This window comes from Echinicola sp. 20G (genome assembly GCF_015533855.1).
In the GTDB taxonomy this organism is placed as follows: domain Bacteria; phylum Bacteroidota; class Bacteroidia; order Cytophagales; family Cyclobacteriaceae; genus Echinicola.
Genome location: NZ_AP024154.1, coordinates 5,091,357 through 5,110,211, shown reverse-complemented (window position 1 = coordinate 5,110,211; position 18,855 = coordinate 5,091,357). Strand labels below are relative to the sequence as shown.

Genomic DNA, 18,855 nt, shown 5'->3' with positions numbered 1-18,855 from the left:
AAACTGAGTTTAGGAGTTACAAGTAGAAACCTAGTTCAGGAATTTGTGAGATAAATGGTGTTTCTATGTAATTCCTGGAAGTATATTGAATAGAGAATTAAGAATTATTTAGATCCATTTAGGTATTTTCTTATCATTTCATTAAGCTCTTTAGGTTCAAATGGTTTTCCCATAATGTCATCCACTCCTGATTCTCTAGCCTTTTGGATGTCCTCTTCCATTGCTACAGCTGATAAACCAATGATTGGAATTCTATTGGACGATTTCTTCATCTCCTCTCTGATAATTTTGGTCGCCTCGAAGCCGTTCATTTCGGGCATGTACATATCCATTAAGATAATATCAAAATTACCTTTATGATACTTTTCGATAGCTTCAGAACCAGTTTCAGCAATTTCCAAATGTATATTCCATTTTTGCATGATATGCTTGGCCGCAAACTGGTTGATCATATTATCTTCAGCCATTAGAACATTAATTGACTCCTTGAAAGGCTGTATAATAGAATCTTGTTGATTGTCTTTTTTCAATTCTTTTTTCCTAATGATTTTATACTTGTTGGTGAAAGTAAATTGGGAGCCTTTTCCCAAAGCGCTAGATACATTTAGGGTTCCTCCCTTTAATTGGGCCAATTTTTTGGTGATTGAAAGCCCCAGTCCCGTTCCACCATAGCGATGGGTAATATTGGAATCCGCTTGGGAAAACTCTTCAAAGACATGTTCTAATTGTCCCGGAGACATGCCAATACCTGAATCTTCTACAATGAATGAAAGTGTGGTTTCATCATCTTCGGTAGCAATTGATTTGACCATGAGTTTGACAAAACCTTTTTCTGTAAATTTCAAAGCATTACCCAATAGATTCATGAGTATTTGGTTGAGCCTTAATCCATCTGCGAAAATGTGCGATGCAACATTCTCTGCAATTTCATAACTCAGCTCAAGGTTTTTTTCGTCGGCTTTATGGTGCAGTAAATCACAAACGGATTTAACTAAATTAGGTAAGTCGATCTCAGTCCTAACAATTGAAAATTTACCTGCCTCTATTTTGGAAAGATCAAGAATATCGTTAACAATTCCCAATAAAGATTGAGAAGAAATTGAAATTAAGTCTAATGTTTTCGCTTGTTCCTGGGAAAGAGCTGTGTTTTTTAGGGTATTTGTCAATGCAATAACTCCACTGATAGGAGTACGGATTTCATGACTCATACTAGCCAAAAAACCTTCTTTCATCTTTTTTGTCTCCTCAGCCACATCCCTTGATCGGATAAGTTCATTGGTATAGTTTTTTTGAATGGTTACATCACTCATGTTTAGCAACAGTAGCTCATTCTTCTTACTTGCTCTACACTCTAACCAGAGAATGTCACCATCTGGATTTTTGAACCTGTCTTGAAAAACGCAATAGGTTTTATTTTCGCTCACCATTTGACTTAATTCATATTTAGTGATAGATGCTTTTCCATCTTCTGTAAGATCTATCAAAGATTTACCTTGAACACTGTCTGGGTGATATTGCAGTATTTTTGTAATGGCAGGATTAACAGCATTGATTTGTAAGGTTTTGGGATTGACCCGGCAGATAATATCTGCGGAATTTTTTACTTCAAGTGCATACTTTTCCAACTCATTATTTTTATTAATAAGCTCCCTTTGAGCTCGAGCTAACTGAGCGAAAGCATCCACTTTGGCTGTGGTAATATAGGGGTCCAGAGGTTTGAAAAGATAGTCAATCGCCCCAGTATTGAATCCTTTGATTGCATATTTGGCTTCTTTCGAAATGGCGGTGACAAATATGATTAGGATTTGTTTGGTTTTTAAATTACTCTTTAAGATTTCTGCAAGTTCAAAACCATCCATTTCAGGCATCTGTACATCCAAAAGGGCGATCGAAATATCATTTTCCCATGCGATTTTAAGTGCTTGATTTGGATTAGTAGTGCTAAAAATATTAAAGTCATCCCTTCTAATAAGCGCCTCGAGTGCAATGAGATTTTCTTCTTTGTCATCTACTAATAGAAGATTAAGATTATTCATTTATTCTTATTTAAAAATGCGATTTTACTTTTTTTAGTTTTTCGAAAGTTTGCTCCAACTTAATGGGAGCTAATTTATAGTCTGCTACCTTTGCTTTGAGTGCTTCAAATGGCATTGTTGGATATTCTGCGGTATCTGGGTCTTGTATGATGGTTAACCCTCCATTTTTCTTGATTTCCTGTAAGCCTTTTACACCATCTGCGTTGGCACCAGAAAGCAAGATTCCAAGCGTACCTTTTCCTCCGGCATCAGCTGCCGATTGAAATAGTACATCTATAGAAGGTCTACTATGCCATACCTTTTCAGATATATCCAATGATAAGCTAAAGTCTCTTTCAATTAATAGGTGATAATCTGCCGGAGCCAGATAAATTGTTTTGGGGTTTAAAGTTTCTTTTTCCTCTGCTTCTTTGACTTTTATATCCTGATTGACCTTTTGGAATATCCCAGCTAATGTTCCAAAGGAACTCGTCTTTGCTCTGTGAATTACAAAGACGATCGGGAGAGGAAAGAAGGATACCGATTTCATCAACTCCATCAATACCACCATACTACCGGCAGATCCGCCGATAACTACCAGTTCTATGGATTGAAGAGCTGAATCCGGTATGTTACCTGTCCTACACAATTTTCTGATAGATGTTTTCTTTTTTATCAATTACTTTGTACTGCTCCAATAGTTTTGGGTTTCTTAAAGTCTCTTTTGACCCCAAACAAAGAAAGCCTAAATGGCATAGACTTTCCGAAAGTAATTCGAGTACTCTGTTTCTAAGGTGTTCATTAAAATAGATCAGGACATTTCTGCAAACCACCAGCTGAAATTCGTTAAAACTACTATCAGAAGCCAGGTTATGGATGGAGAATAAAGTCTTTTTCCTTAATTCGGATTGAAATATTCCAGCATCATAAATGGAGTGATAATAATCTGAAAGGGAGCTTTTACCTCCAGAATTGAGGTAATTGGTAGAATACTCTTTTATTTTTTTGAGTTCATAAATGCCTTCTTTGGCCTTATCCAAGACTTCTGAATTGATATCTGTTCCATAGAGGAAGCTTTTTTCAAGAATACCCTCTTCCTTAAGCGTTATAGCAAAGGAGTAGGTTTCTTCACCACTGGAGCATCCGGCATTCCATATTTTTATGTGAGGGTATGAAGCCAAATAAGGTATGACGTTTTCCCTAACTGATCTGTAGAAGCCAGGGTCTCTAAACATTTCGGTGACGTTGACCGTGACTTGATTGAGGAACAAAGCAAAGAAATGAGTATCATTGACCAAACGGTGTTTAAGGTCAAAAGTGTTGAGCTTAAATTTACTCATGATATGAGTAACTCTTCTTTTCAAAGATGCTTCTGCATAATCATGAAAGTCATATCCGTGAACTTTCTCAATTAACTTTTGTATTTCTTTCAACTCTTCAAAAGATATAGAATAGGCTGAATCAGTCATTTTTGTCAATTGCTTATCCATACACGGATTAGTGAAAGTAATTTTTCTAAATCAACAGGTTTGGAGATATAATCACTTGCACCTGCTTCAATACATTTTTCTCGATCATTTTTCATCGCTTTGGCGGTAAGTGCGACAATGGGGATATCTTTGTATTGACCACCTTTCCTAATCTCTCTCATGGCTTCATATCCATCCATTTCTGGCATCATGATATCCATCAAAACCAAGTCAAAATCCTCTGTTTCATTAAGCCTATTTATAGCTTCAATCCCGTTTCCAGCAATTTCTACATTTAGCCCGTATTGTTGAAGTGAACTGGAAAGGGCGAATATATTTCTCATATCGTCATCCACAAGCAAAACCTTCTTCCCTTCAAAAGATTTTTCTGAAGCATTGGAAGTTGTTTTGGTTTTGCCATTTGACGGAGTAGGAGTGTCAGGTTTGTTGATTTTATGCATAAACAGCTTTACCTCATCCAAGATTCTTTCATTGGATTTTGGCGTTTTGATTACCGTGGCATTGCTGTACTGCCTGATCTTATTTTGAAGTTCTTCAGGTACGGTCATAGCAGTATTAATGATAACTGGAGTCAAGTTATTCAAGGATCCAGACTTAATTTTGTCTAGGATTTCTTCCCCTTTAAAATCAGGAAGGTTTAGGTCTAAAATGATACAGTCAAAAGTTTTTGTTAATGAGGAGTCTAGAGCTTCTCTACCATCAAAAGCTTGCTCTACTTCAAATCCCTCTTTTTGAAGTTGCTCTTTTAAAATATCGCTTTGGATTTTTTGATCCTCAATAATTAATATATGTTTTAACTCTTTTTTTCCTGCGTTTTGAATTTGCTTGAAGACCCTCTCTAGTACACTTTGGTCAACTGGTTTATGGATAAATTCCGTTGCTCCACTTTCTAATAACTGTTTGTGGTTTTTGTCTGTGGCTGACATGATGTGAACAGGGATATCCTTGAGCTTTGCATTGGCCTTCATCTTTTTGAGGACTTCCCATCCATCCATAACCGGAAGCATTATGTCCAACAGCACGGCATCTGGAGAAACTTCGTTCATAAAGTTGATGGCACTTTCGCCATCATGTACCACTTTTGTTTCAAAGCCCCTTTCTTTGGAGTAGTTTTTTAGAATCTCCGCAAAGTTTACATCATCTTCTACAATCAATAAATTTTTGCCAGCTGCTTTTTCAGGAATGATATGGCTGGAGTTAATCTGGGGCTTATTTTCCTTATCAATTACTTTTGGATCAAAAGAGGCGTTTGTCGGAGTCGAATCTGCTGAAGGCTGGCTTCCCATTCCAAGCTCATAAGGGATTGACAAGGTAAATGTACTGCCTTGTCCTTCTTTACTATTGAGGCTAATGGATCCTTTCAATAATCTTGATAGCTCCCTGCTGATTGACAGGCCTAATCCAGTGCCACCATATTTTCTGCTGGTAGACCCGTCGGCCTGTTTAAAGGCTTCAAAGATTAATTGTTGCTTTTCCTCGGATATTCCAATGCCCGAATCTTGTACCGAAATGGCCAGGTGATGATTGGATTGTGCTGTAAAATTAAGGCTTACCTGGCCTTCGGCTGGCGTGAATTTAAAAGCATTGGACAAGAGGTTTCTTATGATTTGATCAAGTCTTTGTCGATCGGAATGAATGGTTTTTGGCAAGTTATCATCAATGTTAACTTTAAAGTTGACCATTTTATCGGCAGCGATTTCTTTGAATAAGTACTGCATGTTTTCCCCAATATCAAATATATCTATATCCTCTTCGTAAATGTCCAGTTGGCCAGATTCCACTTTAGACAAATCTAGGATATCGTTGATCAGGGTAAGCAAATCACTACCAGCTTTGTGGATGACATTGGCATATTTAACTTCTTCTTGATCCAATGTGTTGTTTTTGTTTGAACTAAGAAGTTTTGCCAAGATCAATACGCTATTCAGTGGGGTTCTGAGTTCATGACTCATATTGGCCAAAAATTCAGATTTATATTTACTTGTTTGCTCGAGCTCTTCTGCCTTATTTACTATAGAAATACGTGCTTCTTCAATTTGTTTGTTGCTTGCCTCTAATAACCTTGCCTTTTCTTCTAACTCCAAATTGGTTTGCCTTAGCTCTTCTTGTTGAACCCTTAGCTCTTCTTCAGAAGCCTGAAGCATTTCGGTTTGTTGGCCAAGTTCCTCATTGGTTTGTCTCAATTCTTCTTGTTGACTTTCCAATTCTTCTGATTGAGCTTGGAGCTGTTCATAAAGTTGGCGCATATCATCATGCGCTTGAGTGGTGTGGATCGCAATGGATATGTTTTCTTCAAGGAGGTCAATTAATTTTCGTTGATTTTTATTGATCTCACCTAAAAAACCGAGCTCTAAAATTCCCTTTAGTTGGTTATTGTAGACTAATGGCTTTAAAAGCAATTGATCAGGAGTGCTTTCTCCAAAAGAAGACGTTATCTTATAATGGTGCTTAGGTAGGTCATTAATGAGGATTGTTTTTTTCTCTTTAGCAGCCTGACCAACAAGGCTTTCTCCTAATTTTGTCTCCCGTATAAATCCTTGATTTGTTATTGCATAGGATGCTGAGATTTTTAATAAGTTATTTTCTGGATCAAAAGTATGAAGGATTCCAATTTTCATTCCCAAGTAGCTAGCGAAAAAACTCAATACTTTTTCTGAAAGTTGGTTCAATGAATGATCCCCTTGGAGACTTTCATTTAAAAGTTTTTCTCCTTTTAAAATCCAGTTTTGGTTTGCTCTTTCGAAGGAGAGTTTTTCTAATTCGTTGTTTGACTTTTTGATTTTTTCCTCGGCCTTTACTTGAGCTGTGAAAATCCGCATAATGTAGCCAAACATAAGGAATAGGATTAAAAGTACTGCCGCTAATCCAGCCACAATACTGATGATTGTTCTGCTGGCATTATTTTTTGCCTGTGTCTCTCTGGTGTCTAAAAGCCGATTCTCATCTGCTATAATTTCGGCAGTTATTTGACGAACTTCTGAAGTGAGGTCTTGTCCTTTGCCAATCAGTGATTTTTCAACTTTTGTTTCAGTAGTGATTGAATGGTCGTCTTCCAGGGTGGCTTCTAAATTTTTGAGTCTTTCATGAATAATGTTCTCAAGCAATGCCACGCGCCTAACTTGGGTAGGATTGTCAGAAATAAGATTTTTAAGATTATTTAAAGAAACATAAACTGAATCCTGAGCGATATGATATGGTTCTAAATATTGACTTTTCCCTGTCAGAATGTATCCATTTTGGCTTGTTTCTGCATTGATCAGCTGAATTAATGTTTCCTTGCTGGCAATAAGTACATCATAGGTATGACTCACCCAGCTCATTCTTTCTTCGAAAGATTTTAGACTTTTGTAAGAGGAATAATTTACAAATGCTACAATGATCAAAGACAAAGAAAAGCCTATGATCAGCAATTTTTTAAATGATAATTTAGTCATGACTTCTCGTTGAAAGTAGTCCTTATTATATGTAAAATTTTAAAAGCTAGACTTATATCATCTGAATCAGAAAATTTTGATTTTTTTAGGGTAATAAGCCTATCATTTGACACTCAAAAGATAGAAATAAAAGCCAAACATTTCCCTTGATTTAATATAATATTTACTTTTTAAAGTAGTTTGTTGACGTATTCCGTAGAGACTTTGTATTTTGTGACGGATAATTTTTTTGATGAAATTGATAGAGTGATGAGTTCTATTTGATAGATTTTTCAAGACAGTCAATTCAAAGAAACTTGATTTTGGGTAGTATAATTAATTGACTAAGTGAATGTTTCTTTTGTATAATTTTATTGTAATTGGTTTTGATTAAATAATATATTAATTTAATCAAATGTCTTCCAGTACTTTAACATCTCCCAACAAGACTGTCGATAGTTCTTCTAAGATACCTTCTGTAGGCAGGTTATACTCAATTGATGTTTTCAGGGCTATTACCATGCTTTTGATGGTTTTTGTCAATGACCTTTGGAGTTTAGAGGGTTATCCTGAATGGCTAGGCCATGCCTTAGCAGAAGAGGATAGGCTGGGTATGTCAGATATTGTATTTCCAGCTTTTCTTTTGATAGTGGGCTTATCCATTCCTTATGCCATTAGGAATAGGCTAAATAAGGGAGATAGCAAACTCCAATTGGCCATTCATATAATGCTGAGGTCTTTAGCTCTTTTGGTTATGGGGATATTTCATGTCAATTTGGAATCCTATAGCTCTTCAGCGCCACTTTCCAAACCTTTGTGGCAAATACTTATCACCATAGCCTTCTTCTTGGTTTGGATGGATTACCCCAGAACTTGGACAAGAGTGAAGAGATACTTTCCACAATCGATCGGGGTTTTGATGTTATTGATTTTGGCATTTTTATACGAAGGAGGAAGTCTGGATTCACCTACAGGAATGCAAACGCATTGGTATGGTATTTTAGGGCTGATCGGGTGGTCATATCTGATTTGCTCGATGATTTTTTTATTAACAGACGGAAAAGTAGGAGCTCAGGTGTTGGCCTTTTTGTTTTTTATGGCTTTTAATGCCTTGGAGAAACTAGGTTATTTGGATGTTTTATCACCCATTAGACAATACATATGGATAGTAGGTAATGGTTCTATGCCGGCTTTTGCGATGGCTGGAATAGTAGTTTCGATTTATTATCATAAATGGTTTTCTACAGGGAAAGCTTCCCAATTTTGGATAATGCTGTCAGCTTCTGCCGTTGTGATGTTAGGTTATGGTTTAGTGACCAGGCCAATTTGGGGTATTCATAAATTAGGTGCTTCCCCATCTTGGGTAGCCATATGTATTGGGATCAGTATCCTCGTATTTGGCTTTTTGATCTGGTTGGTGGATATCAAGGAGAAAAAAGATTGGTTCCGATGGATACGGCCCGCTGGAACAAGTACCTTGACTTGTTATTTGATTCCTTACATTCATTACGCCATTTATACCATGATAGGTATCAGCGTACCTATTTTTCTTAGGAGTGGAATCTTTGGGATCTTGAAATGCTTGGTTTATGCTTTCTTAGTAGTTCTGCTGACAGGTGTTTTGGAGAAGTATCGAATAAGATTAAAAATTTAAATTAGTAGCTAATGTGTAAGATGTCTATCGGTATTATAATTTGTTTGTTGTTAAACAGTTTACTTGGGGTGAAGGCTCAGGATTCAAAGGATGTCCTGCCCATCAAAGCTTTTGCAATAGCTGCACCCAACCCTAATGAAGTGGATCGTTTTGTTAGATTCATTGATGAGGAACTGGCACCAAGAAATATAAATGTGTTGATACTAAGAGTGGAATATGGCTACGAATTTGAAAGTCATCCAGAATTGGTGGATAACAATCCCTTAAGTAAAGCACAGGTCAAGCAGATGGTTGCGATATGCCAAAAACATGACATTCGTATTATCCCACAAATCAACTTATTGGGACATCAGTCTTGGCACAGTGATTTAGGAAAGCTGTTAGAAGTTTATCCTGAATTTGATGAAACACCATCAGTCAGTTTGCCGGAAAATTATGAGTGGCCCAATGAAGACGGGCTGTATTGCAAAAGCTACTGTCCACTACATCCAGAAGTGCATGGAGTGGTTTTTGATTTGGTGGATGAAATTTGTGAAGTGTTTGAAGCTGATGCTTTTCATGCTGGAATGGATGAGGTTTTTTACATAGGAGATGATGATTGTCCTCGCTGTTCAGGGAGAGATAAGGCGGAGCTTTTTGCTGGTGAAGTGAGTAAAGTACGTGACCATTTGGCAGCAGATAATAGAGAGCTATGGATTTGGGGAGACAGGCTGTTGGATGGTAAAACAACAGGATTGGGTATGTGGGAAGCCAGTATGAACAATACTCATAGGGCTATAGATATGATTCCCAAAGATGTGGTAATTGGTGATTGGCATTATGAGAGACCTGATCAATCTGCAGTTTATTTTGCCATGAAAGGTTTTAGGGTCTTGACCTGTAATTGGAGGATGCCAGATGTTTCTGAAACCCAGGTAGAAGACATGTTCCATTTCCGAGCAACTGCCACTAAGGAAATGAAACCTAACTTTTATGGCATGATGCAGACAGTCTGGTCTGGAGCCGGGAGCTTTATGGACGGCTTTTATGAGAATAGAAAAGGCCGGGATGGAGGAAACAATACCGCTTGGTATACTTTTAAAGTAATGTTTGATAAGATTAATGAAATGGAAGATAGTGATTGAGTAATTCTCAAAAGGTGATCTTGAGTCATTTTGAGTTTTTGCGCTTTACTACATCTTCATAGGCAGATTTCAATAAAGCTTTGACCAGTTCTTCCTTGGCGTTTTGAAGCTCTATTGTAGTCCAGCCCTGCTGACCCCATTTGTTGTTCACTGGGTAGACTACTTCAGGTGAATATTTTGTAAAGGCTTTTTGCTCATTGGGAGAAAGTTTGACATTGGCGGAATTGCTGGCTACATGCAGGGTTGTGAAAATACGTTTTCCTGTAATTTTAAAAGCAGTTCTGTCAAAATGTGGCTTTTGTTCGGTAGCTGGAAAAGAAAGTGCAAGGACTATAAATTCTTCATTTGTCATTGTTTTCCTGATTGATTTTGGTTAGGAAATATAATTAAATGAACTGATTATCCTTAATCATGCCATTGGTTGTTTCCTTTTATCCTGTTTTGGGGAGAGTTGAATGGTATAAGAAATGATAAAATCAAACTGTCTTACGGGCTAAGTCTTTGGGAAGTAAAGTATAACAAGGAATGAACATGCTTGCTTTTTTACGTACTATTTTATCAGTTTTGGATGAAGATGGGGCTCATTAGGAAAAAAGATTATAATTTAATATTTGCAACCCTGGCAAACTTTTGATTCTTACAAAAACCCATGTTATGAAATATCTCAACACTTCTTTGTTTGCTTTATTAATCGCTTTAATGCTGTCTCCTGTTCTGCATGCGCAGCAATACGAGGCCAAATGGGAGTCATTGGACAAGCGGCCGGTGCCTGAATGGTTTGAAGATGCCAAGTTTGGCATATTTATCCATTGGGGACCTTATTCGGTACCTGCTTGGTCACCCAAAGGCACTTATTCAGAGTGGTACCAATATTGGTTACAAAGCAAGAAACTTTTTGGCAATGGAGATTTCAAAGGTGATGAAGTCTATCAATATCACGTCGATACTTATGGAGCTGATTTTCCTTATTATAATTTTGGGGAAATGTTTACCGCAGATTTGTTTGACCCTGATGAATGGGCCAGCTTATTTGAGGAAGCAGGAGCCAAGTACATTGTCTTGACTTCCAAGCACCATGATGGCTTTACCCTTTGGCCAAATGAGCAGGCCAATGATAGAGGTTTTGCCTGGAACAGTATGGAAGTGGGGGCAAAGCGTGATTTGGTCGGAGAATTAACAGAGGCTGTCAGAAAAACTCCAGTGAAGATGGGACTATATTATTCATTGTATGAATGGTACCATCCTTGGTGGCAAAATGATAAAGACCGATTTGTGGAGGAGCATTATTTACCTCAAGTAAAGGACCTTGTGCAAAGCTATCAACCGGATATATTATGGACAGATGGAGAATGGGAAATGGAGGGAGAAAGGTGGAGAAGCGAGGAATTTTTAGCTTGGCTATATAATGAGTCTGCAGCTAAAGATAATATTCTGGTAAATGACCGATGGGGAAAAGGGCTCCGACAAAAGCATGGTGGCTATTACACGACGGAATATGAAGCAGGAAAGGTTTTTGATAAGCCATGGGAAGAATGTAGGGGCATGGGATTTTCGTTTGGCTATAACCAAAATGAAGATGCACAAGATTATAACAGTGCCCAAGCCCTTATTTTGATGTTGGTAGATGTGGTGAGTAATGGGGGGAATTTATTGTTGGATATTGGCCCTGATGCGAGGGGAAATATTCCTCCGATTATGCAGGAACGTCTATTGCAAATCGGTGAATGGTTAGCTATAAATGGTGAAGCCATTTATGGAACTAGAAAAGCAGACCAATCGGCTCAGTGGTCAGAAGGAGATCGAGATATTGATCATAAAGGCAGTTATTTGGGAGGAGATTATATACTGAAACAAACCATAAACCCATCTCCGGGTAAGGCTGTCAAAGAATTGTTTTTTACCCAAAAGGATGGGAGTTTATATGCCATCAGTCCTGTTTTTCCTAAGGGTGATTTGCTGATCAAAAATGTGAAAGTCACCGAAAATACTATGGTAAGCTTACTGGGCTATGATAAGCCTCTGAAGTTTGAAAAGATAGGAAATGACCTGAAGGTAATAATGCCAGAAATAAGTTTTAATGAATTGCCTTGCCAATATGCTTGGAGTTTTAAGGTCTCTAATCTTAAATAAAAATATTATAGAGTTGGGTTTGGGACGTTAGGAAAGAATTGGTGAAATCTTCTAAATTTGACTTCCTTGGTTCTTCATAGTCCAAATTCCCAAATCCAACTCCATTACTGAAAGTCAGTAGGTAATCAAAATCTACTGAAGGTTTTTGACAATTCGATCTATTTGTTTGTCCCTTAATTCGATTTGGTATTCCGTCTGGTCCAAGAAAGCTTGCAAATAGTTTTTATCTTCTTCCCAAATGTAGGTATCGCCAAATAACACTTCTTTCGGATGTCCAAATTGTTCTGTAAAGTGTTGATTAAGGAATTTGGCAAGTGATGCTAAGTCTTTAAAATCTCCTTTTCTGAAAGTCCATCTAATTTTATACAATTCTCCTTTGTAAAAAATCATATTAAGTTTAGATGCTTTTTTGCCATCAATGAAAAGGTGACTATGTTCTTTATAAACTCCTTCTCTGATACCATTTTTGATGTTTCGTTTAAGACTTTCACGGATGCTGTTGTTGTTTTTGTATACTGGTTCATCGCCACTTATCAGGTAAAGGCTTTTTTGGTAATCTTGAAGTGTTTGGTTCAGCTTTACCTGGTTGAGGCCATTTACATTATCTAATGACTTTTGGCCATAAGCCAATGAATGAAAAAGGCATAAAATGAGGCTAATCGTGATCACTTTTTGCATGAATAAAAATGAGTTATGGTTTAAATAAATATTTGAGGGGCTAAAAATAGTATTATTTTTCTTAGACTTAGGCTGGAACCTTTGGAGATAAAAACTTTTGGTTAACTAGGTGCTTGGTATATTTCACAAAAGCCCCCACTAGAAATCTACAAGGCGAAGAATGATTTCGGCTTCCTTTTTTTGAGTTGATGCCATGAGGGGAAAAGCTGAAAACATATAATTGGGTATACTGATGGCTGAAAGTGTAATAGGTACACTTTCGAAAGATATTGTAAGTGTTTGTTTTTGTTTTTTAATTTTTTACCAAAAAATCGTTGGTATTGTTTAATTTTTTTAGGAAATTTATTAGGTCATTTAACCCAGAAATTTTACCTTATATGTTCCCAATCTTAAGAAATGTGTTGATAGGTATGGCAGGAAGTTTATTCTTCTTTTCCTGCGGTAAATCAGAGGAGGGGCAAATTGCCTTATCGGCTTCCGATCAGGTCAGCTATAACTTCCACGTTCGCCCGATACTTTCTGATAAATGTTTTGCCTGTCATGGGCCAGATGCGAATAAGCGAGAAGCAGGATTAAGATTGGATACAGAAGAAGGTGCTTATGCGGCATTGAAGGATGCTCCCTCTCAGCATGTGATTGTACCTGGAGATCCTGAGCTGTCAGTGGCCTACCAAAAAATAATAAGTGAAGACCCGTCTGAACAAATGCCTCCTCCAGAGTCAAATCTTAAATTGGAGGAAAATGAGATTGCGGTTATCAAAAAATGGATCAGTCAAGGTGCCAAATATGAGTCTCACTGGGCATTTGTTCCGCCCCAAAAATCACCCGTTCCGGAAACTCAGCCTTGGGGCAGGAATGAAATTGATTATTTCACCTACACGAAGATGCAGGAAAAGAAATTGTCGCCAAACGATGAGGCCAATTCCTATGCGCTTATTAAAAGGTTGAGTTTGGATATTTCTGGCTTGCCTCCAACAATGGAGATGATGGAAAAGTACCAAAATCTTGATGATGAAAAGTATGAGACTTTGGTGGATGACTTGTTGAATAAGGACGCTTTTGGTGAAAAGCTGGCTGTATTATGGATGGATATTTCTAGGTATGCCGACAGCTACGGATATCAGGATGACGAATACCGTACCCAATGGCCTTACCGTGATTGGGTGATTCATGCTTTTAATAACAACATTCCCTATGACCAGTTTATCACGTGGCAGTTGGCCGGAGATATGCTACCCAATGCTACCAAAGAACAAATATTGGCAACTGCATTTAACCGAAATCATAAGTATACAGAAGAAGGGGGCGTTATTCATGAAGAATATAGAGTGGAGTATGTTTTGGATAAGACCAATACTTTTAGCAAAGGGATTTTAGGTGTTACAATGGAGTGTGCGCAATGTCACGACCACAAATACGATCCCTTTTCCCAAGAAAATTATTATGAGCTTTATGCCTTTTTCAACAATACTCCGGAGAAAGGGTTTGAAGGAGATGTCTCCCGAAGCAAACCTGCAAAGACACCAATTCTTTGGATAGATCAGAAAGATTTTCAAAAAGAGGGAATATTGGATTACCTCAATCATCAAGACACCAGTAAAATCATGGTTTCAGTGATGGATGAATTGGACACGCTTAGAAAAACCTTTGTTTTGGACAGAGGCGTTTACGATGCACCATCCAAAGAAGTTAAGCCTGGAACTCCTTCTTCGATCATGAAATTTGACGACCAGTATTCCAAAGACCGCCTTGGGCTGGCCAAGTGGACAACGAATAAGGATAATCCACTTACCGCCAGGGTTTTTGTCAATTTGATTTGGCAAGAGATCTTTGGGCAGGGCATTGTGAAGTCAGCGGGGGACTTTGGGATGCAAGGTGATTTGCCTACTCATCCAGAGTTATTAGATTGGTTGGCAGTGGATTTTATGGAAAATGGTTGGGATATCAAGCGTTTGATGAAGCAGATTTTCATTTCATCTACTTACAGACAAAGTTCTGAAGTGAATAACAAAGCATTGCGAAAAGATCCGGAAAACCTTTACTTATCCAGGGCGCCTAGGTTACGCCTTACTGCTGAAAGTGTTCAAGATCTGGTCTTGGCCTCTAGTGGACTGCTTAATACTGAGATTGGAGGGCCTAGCATCAAACCTTATCAACCTGAGGGGTTATGGGAAGCGGCAACTTCAGGTAGGGGGACACTGGCAAAGTATGTCCAAGATCACGGTGATGACCTTTACAGAAGAGGTTTGTATCACTTCATCAAACTTACAGTGCCTCCTCCCAAAGCCATTATTTTTGATGCCAGTAACAGGGATCGATGTGAGGTGACTAGAGGAAGGACGAATACCCCTTTGCAGGCATTGGTGATGTTGAACGACCCATTTGTACTTGAGGCTTCGAGGGTTTTGGCGACAAAAATCGAAAAGGAAAATATGACTCCAGAGGAAGGAATTCAGTGGGTTTTCCAGAAAGTTTTGTGTAGGGAAATGACTGGTGAGGAGGAAGGTTTGATGTTGGAGTATTATCAAGAGGAGAAGACAAGATTTGAAAGCCATTCCGATCAAGTGAAAGTGAGTTTGGATGTAGGGGAGATGGAAATGGATGAATCAGGTATTTCAGCGGAATCGGCTGCAATGATGCAGGTGATTGTCGCATTGTATAATTTGGAAGAAACGATTACAAAAATATAGGATGGAGAAGGAAGTATTAGAGCACGGATTAAACCAGAACAGAAGAAAATTCCTTTCTAAACTAAGCTTAGGTTTGGGAAGTATGGCTTTGGGCTCTCTATTAGTGCCTGACTTGTTTACCGGCAAGTCCAGTGCTGAAGAGGATATTATGGCTGCATTGCCCCACTTTGCCCCAAAAGCAAAAAGGGTAATTTATCTCTTTCAAAATGGAGCCCCTAGCCAACTGGAGTCTTTTGACTACAAGCCTCTTTTGAATAAAAGAATGGGAGAAGACCTTCCGGAGAGTATCAGGATGGGACAAAGGCTAACGGGGATGACTGCTGGTCAGAGTTCTTTTCCGCTTGTTGGGTCCTATTATGGGTTTAACCAATATGGAGAAGCAAGGGCCTGGATCAGTGATTTGTTTCCCCATACTGCCAAGATTGTCGATGATATATGTATCGTGAAGTCCATGCATACGGAAGCGATTAACCATGATCCGGCTTTGACCTTTTTCCAGACTGGTGCCCAGGTGGGAAATAGGCCAAGTATGGGGTCATGGTTGAGCTATGGTTTAGGCAGTGAAAACAATAATTTACCAGCCTTCTGTGTGCTATTAAGTAGAGGCAAAGGAAACGGGCAGGGCGTGTACTCCAAGCTTTGGTCCAATGGCTTTTTGGATGCAGTGCATCAAGGTGTTCAGTTTTCAAGCTCTGAAGATCCAGTGCTTTATTTGGGAGACCCGGAGGGCATGAAGCGAATGGATAGAAGAAGGATGTTGGATAAGATTGCGGCCATGAACCAAATGTCTTATGAAGAATATGGTGATCCGGAAATTCAAGCAAAAATCCAACAATACGAGATGGCATTTCGAATGCAGACTGCTGTGCCAGAAGTAACGGATGTGTCCAAAGAGCCTGATAGCATTATTAAGCTATATGGCCCAGATTGTCTCATTCCAGGAACTTACGCCGCCAACTGTCTTTTGGCGCGAAAACTTTCTGAAAATGGGGTGCGATTTGTGCAATTATACCATCAAGGCTGGGACCAACACGGTAACTTGCCCAATGAGATGGCTGGACAGGCCCAAGATGTCGATCAGGCTTCTGCGGCTTTGATCACAGATTTGAAACAAAGAGGCTTACTGGATGAAACATTGGTGATATGGGGAGGAGAGTTTGGAAGGACAAATTACTGTCAAGGCAAGATGTCTGCAGATAATTATGGTAGGGATCATCACCCAAGAGCATTTTCTGTGTGGATGGCCGGAGGAGGAGTGAAGTCGGGAATGGTCTATGGAGAAACTGATGAGTTTGGCTATAATATTGTCAAAGATCCAGTTCATGTACATGACTTTCAAGCCACTATTTTACACCTCATGGGAATTGACCACGAGCGCTTGACCTTTAAGCACCTTGGAAGAAGGTACCGCTTGACAGATGTTCATGGCGCTGTAGTCAAAGATATCTTGGTGTAATTGCCAAATTGGGTGAATTTACCCCTAACAAAGAAGGAAGCATTCTTACGAATTAAGCATTAATGAATATCAGAAATAACCTCCAAAGTTGGCTGGAAAATGCCCTTATTGTATTTACTGGCCTACTTATAATTTTCCTGATCGGAGGAGACCGTCTAGTGGTGCCGCCGATTCTTCAAGTCTTGGGACGAAGTCATCCTTTGATTTTGCACTTCCCAATTGTGCTGATGCTGGTGGCTTTAGTATTTGTGTTGGTTCCCAATATCCTGCCCTCACCACATCAACAGAGAATGGCCAGGTGGTCATTGCTCTTAGCCACTTTTTTTGCTGGAATAGCGGTATTGAGCGGTTGGATGTTAAGTCAAGAGGAAGGGTATGAGGGGGATAATCTCAACCTTCACAAATGGATGGGGGTAAGTGTTTATTTCATTGCACTGCTGGTTTATTTTACCTTGGATAAATGGCCAAAAATGCAAAAATCCCTGAGCTTGGCTTTAGTGGTAGTCTTGATTGGTGCGGGACATTGGGGAGCTAATTTGACCCATGGAACGGACTTTTTAATGGCACCTTTGCAAGCAGATCGTGAAGGTAAGGTTTCTTTAGAGGAGGCAGAGGTGTTTACCCATTTGGTGAAGCCTATATTGGATAATAAGTGTATCAGTTGTCATCAGGCCAGTAAAATCAAAGGAGGCTTGCGGTTGGATGAAGTGGAGTTTATTGTCAAAGGTGGAAAAAATGGAGCATTGTTCGATTCTGCCCATTGGGAGAAATCTCTTTTGGTACATCGTATAGAGCTTCCAAAGGAAGAGAAAAAGCATATGCCCCCGAAGGGTAAGGCCCAGTTGAGTCCAGAGGAACTAGAAATATTAAAACTTTGGGTTCAGGGCGGAGCAGATTTTGAAGGCACTTTGGCCGATCAAGGTCAAGAAAGTCCTCTCTATCAGTTGGCAAGCTTACAAATGGAAAAAGATGCTCCTTATGATTTTCCAGCAGCCAAAGAAGAAGATGTAGAAAGCTTGAATAATTTTTATCGTTTGGTTGAACCAATATTTCCAGGTTCACCAGCACTTTCTGTTTCTTATTTTGGAGCAGGAGCATTTGATGCAAAATCCCTTTCTGACTTAAATAAGATTAAGGATCAAGTGGTGAGTTTGAATTTAAATAAAATGCCTCTTGATGGGGTTGATCTGAAAGCAATTGGTGCCTTAAAGAATCTTGAAGACCTAAAACTCAATTCGACTGGTGTGAAGGCCAATCAACTAGGTTTTCTTCCAGATCTGCCCCATTTAAAGCTGCTTTCCTTGGCTGGAAATGAACTTGACAAATCGGTATTTGACCTTTTGGTAAAGGTGAAACTTCTAGAGTCCTTAAGTCTGTGGGATACAGGCTTGACAGGGAAAGACAGTGAAGGTTTTACGAAAATAATGCCTCATGTGATATTGGAATGGGGGTTTCAGGATGAAGGGATTGTTTATCAACTTAATGCCCCGCAAGTAAAATTTGAAAATAAGATTTTCAAAAATTCAGAGGAAGTGGTTCTAAAACATCCTATTGGTTCGGTGCAGATTAGGTATACGTTGGATGGCAGTGAGCCAGATAGTCTGAACAGCTTGGTTTATGAAGGGCCCATTCATTTGGAAGAGACAGTTCAGCTTAAAGCAAGAGCATTCGCAAAAGGCTGGTCTAAAAGTGAAACTGCAACAGAAAGTTTTTATCAAGCAGGATTGATTAAGCCTGATCATGTCGATTTGAAAACAAGTCCTTCAGGAAATTATCAAGGGAAGGGCAAAGAAACCTTGGTGGATCAAAAGAAAGGAGATTCCAATTATGCCTCCGGTGATTGGTTGGGATTTAGAGATGAGCCACTCGATTTGTTCGTTGATTTAGGAGAGCAGACCGCTTCCAAATTAGCTGTGAGCTTAATGTATCATGAGGAAGCTCATATATTTCCTCCTGTCAAGGTAATTCTGGAAGGAAGATCAAATGGGAGTCAGCCATGGAAAACGATAGTTTCAAAAGACTTAGATGTCCCGGAAAAATCCCAGAAAAGTAGGATGGAACAGATGATTTTTGATATTCCCTCTAAAACCTATCACTCTTTACGCTTGAGGTTGTTTCCTAATACCAAGTTGCCTGCTTGGCATAGAGGGGCCGGAGATAAGGGTTGGGTCTTTGTAGATGAGGTGGTGGTGAACTAAAAAAAGG

12 protein-coding genes are annotated in these 18,855 nt (G+C 38.9%); 6 read left to right on the top strand and 6 right to left on the bottom strand.

What is annotated here, in order from left to right; translation table 11 throughout:
- Positions 1 to 104: 104 nt before the first annotated feature.
- Genes JL001_RS20575 through JL001_RS20560 form a run of 4 tightly spaced genes read right to left on the bottom strand, consistent with a single transcriptional unit; the run spans position 105 to position 6,939 of the window.
- Positions 105 to 2,036 carry a response regulator gene (locus tag JL001_RS20575; RefSeq protein WP_200979526.1) on the bottom strand — a complete coding sequence of 644 codons (1,932 nt, stop codon included), beginning with the start codon at positions 2,034 to 2,036 and terminating at the stop codon, positions 105 to 107.
- A 10-nt stretch (positions 2,037 to 2,046) separates the two neighbouring features.
- Positions 2,047 to 2,664 carry a chemotaxis protein CheB gene (locus JL001_RS20570; RefSeq protein ID WP_200979524.1) on the bottom strand — a complete coding sequence of 206 codons (618 nt, stop codon included), beginning with the start codon at positions 2,662 to 2,664 and terminating at the stop codon, positions 2,047 to 2,049.
- Positions 2,657 to 3,505: a protein-glutamate O-methyltransferase CheR gene (locus JL001_RS20565; protein WP_236252919.1), complete on the bottom strand. Its 849-nt coding sequence runs from the start codon at positions 3,503 to 3,505 to the stop codon at positions 2,657 to 2,659. The genes JL001_RS20570 and JL001_RS20565 overlap by 8 nt, the downstream gene beginning before the upstream one ends.
- Positions 3,490 to 6,939: a response regulator gene (locus tag JL001_RS20560; protein ID WP_200979522.1), complete on the bottom strand. Its 3,450-nt coding sequence runs from the start codon at positions 6,937 to 6,939 to the stop codon at positions 3,490 to 3,492. The genes JL001_RS20565 and JL001_RS20560 overlap by 16 nt, the downstream gene beginning before the upstream one ends.
- A 394-nt stretch (positions 6,940 to 7,333) precedes the next feature.
- On the opposite strand from JL001_RS20560, the gene JL001_RS20555 reads away from it, so the two are divergent.
- Both JL001_RS20555 and JL001_RS20550 read left to right on the top strand, forming a co-directional pair.
- The gene (locus JL001_RS20555) at positions 7,334 to 8,572 is read left to right on the top strand and encodes a DUF5009 domain-containing protein (protein ID WP_200979519.1); all 1,239 of its coding nucleotides are present in this window, start codon (positions 7,334 to 7,336) and stop codon (positions 8,570 to 8,572) included.
- A gap of 11 nt (positions 8,573 to 8,583) precedes the next feature.
- A complete protein-coding gene (locus JL001_RS20550; protein ID WP_236252918.1) occupies positions 8,584 to 9,696 on the top strand; it encodes a family 20 glycosylhydrolase in 1,113 nt (370 codons plus the stop codon).
- A 25-nt stretch (positions 9,697 to 9,721) separates the two neighbouring features.
- Here the strand turns inward: JL001_RS20550 and JL001_RS20545 are convergent, their stop codons facing one another.
- Positions 9,722 to 10,048, bottom strand: coding sequence for an MmcQ/YjbR family DNA-binding protein (locus JL001_RS20545; protein WP_200979517.1), 327 nt, complete (start codon positions 10,046 to 10,048; stop codon positions 9,722 to 9,724).
- Between the two features lie 302 nt (positions 10,049 to 10,350).
- Here JL001_RS20545 and JL001_RS20540 point away from each other — a divergent pair, with 302 nt between their 5' ends.
- Entirely contained in the window at positions 10,351 to 11,826 is a 1,476-nt protein-coding gene (locus tag JL001_RS20540; RefSeq protein ID WP_200979515.1) for an alpha-L-fucosidase, read from the top strand.
- Between the two features lie 132 nt (positions 11,827 to 11,958).
- On the opposite strand, the gene JL001_RS20535 is transcribed toward JL001_RS20540, so the two are convergent.
- Positions 11,959 to 12,504 (bottom strand): hypothetical protein, encoded by a 546-nt coding sequence (locus tag JL001_RS20535; RefSeq protein WP_200979513.1) that lies wholly within the window; start codon positions 12,502 to 12,504, stop codon positions 11,959 to 11,961.
- 377 nt (positions 12,505 to 12,881) lie between these two features.
- Here JL001_RS20535 and JL001_RS20530 point away from each other — a divergent pair, with 377 nt between their 5' ends.
- The 3 genes from JL001_RS20530 to JL001_RS20520 all read left to right on the top strand — a co-directional run bounded on the left by JL001_RS20530 (position 12,882) and on the right by JL001_RS20520 (position 18,848).
- Positions 12,882 to 15,194: a PSD1 and planctomycete cytochrome C domain-containing protein gene (locus tag JL001_RS20530; protein ID WP_200979511.1), complete on the top strand. Its 2,313-nt coding sequence runs from the start codon at positions 12,882 to 12,884 to the stop codon at positions 15,192 to 15,194.
- 1 nt (position 15,195) lies between these two features.
- Complete coding sequence (locus JL001_RS20525; protein WP_200979508.1) at positions 15,196 to 16,650, top strand: DUF1501 domain-containing protein; 1,455 nt, start codon at positions 15,196 to 15,198, stop codon at positions 16,648 to 16,650.
- A 62-nt stretch (positions 16,651 to 16,712) separates the two neighbouring features.
- Positions 16,713 to 18,848 (top strand): FN3 associated domain-containing protein, encoded by a 2,136-nt coding sequence (locus JL001_RS20520; protein ID WP_200979506.1) that lies wholly within the window; start codon positions 16,713 to 16,715, stop codon positions 18,846 to 18,848.
- Positions 18,849 to 18,855: the final 7 nt, after the last annotated feature.

What these genes read in the sequence shown, in the direction of transcription:
- JL001_RS20575 (WP_200979526.1), bottom strand. Translation starts at nt 2,036, where the DNA reads ATGAATAATCTTAATCTTCTATTAGTAGATGACAAAGAAGAAAATCTC.
- JL001_RS20565 (WP_236252919.1), bottom strand. Translation starts at nt 3,505, where the DNA reads ATGGATAAGCAATTGACAAAAATGACTGATTCAGCCTATTCTATATCT.
- JL001_RS20560 (WP_200979522.1), bottom strand. Translation starts at nt 6,939, where the DNA reads ATGACTAAATTATCATTTAAAAAATTGCTGATCATAGGCTTTTCTTTG.
- JL001_RS20555 (WP_200979519.1), top strand. Translation starts at nt 7,334, where the DNA reads ATGTCTTCCAGTACTTTAACATCTCCCAACAAGACTGTCGATAGTTCT.
- JL001_RS20550 (WP_236252918.1), top strand. Translation starts at nt 8,584, where the DNA reads ATGTGTAAGATGTCTATCGGTATTATAATTTGTTTGTTGTTAAACAGT.
- JL001_RS20545 (WP_200979517.1), bottom strand. Translation starts at nt 10,048, where the DNA reads ATGACAAATGAAGAATTTATAGTCCTTGCACTTTCTTTTCCAGCTACC.
- JL001_RS20540 (WP_200979515.1), top strand. Translation starts at nt 10,351, where the DNA reads ATGAAATATCTCAACACTTCTTTGTTTGCTTTATTAATCGCTTTAATG.
- JL001_RS20535 (WP_200979513.1), bottom strand. Translation starts at nt 12,504, where the DNA reads ATGCAAAAAGTGATCACGATTAGCCTCATTTTATGCCTTTTTCATTCA.
- JL001_RS20530 (WP_200979511.1), top strand. Translation starts at nt 12,882, where the DNA reads ATGTTCCCAATCTTAAGAAATGTGTTGATAGGTATGGCAGGAAGTTTA.
- JL001_RS20525 (WP_200979508.1), top strand. Translation starts at nt 15,196, where the DNA reads ATGGAGAAGGAAGTATTAGAGCACGGATTAAACCAGAACAGAAGAAAA.
- JL001_RS20520 (WP_200979506.1), top strand. Translation starts at nt 16,713, where the DNA reads ATGAATATCAGAAATAACCTCCAAAGTTGGCTGGAAAATGCCCTTATT.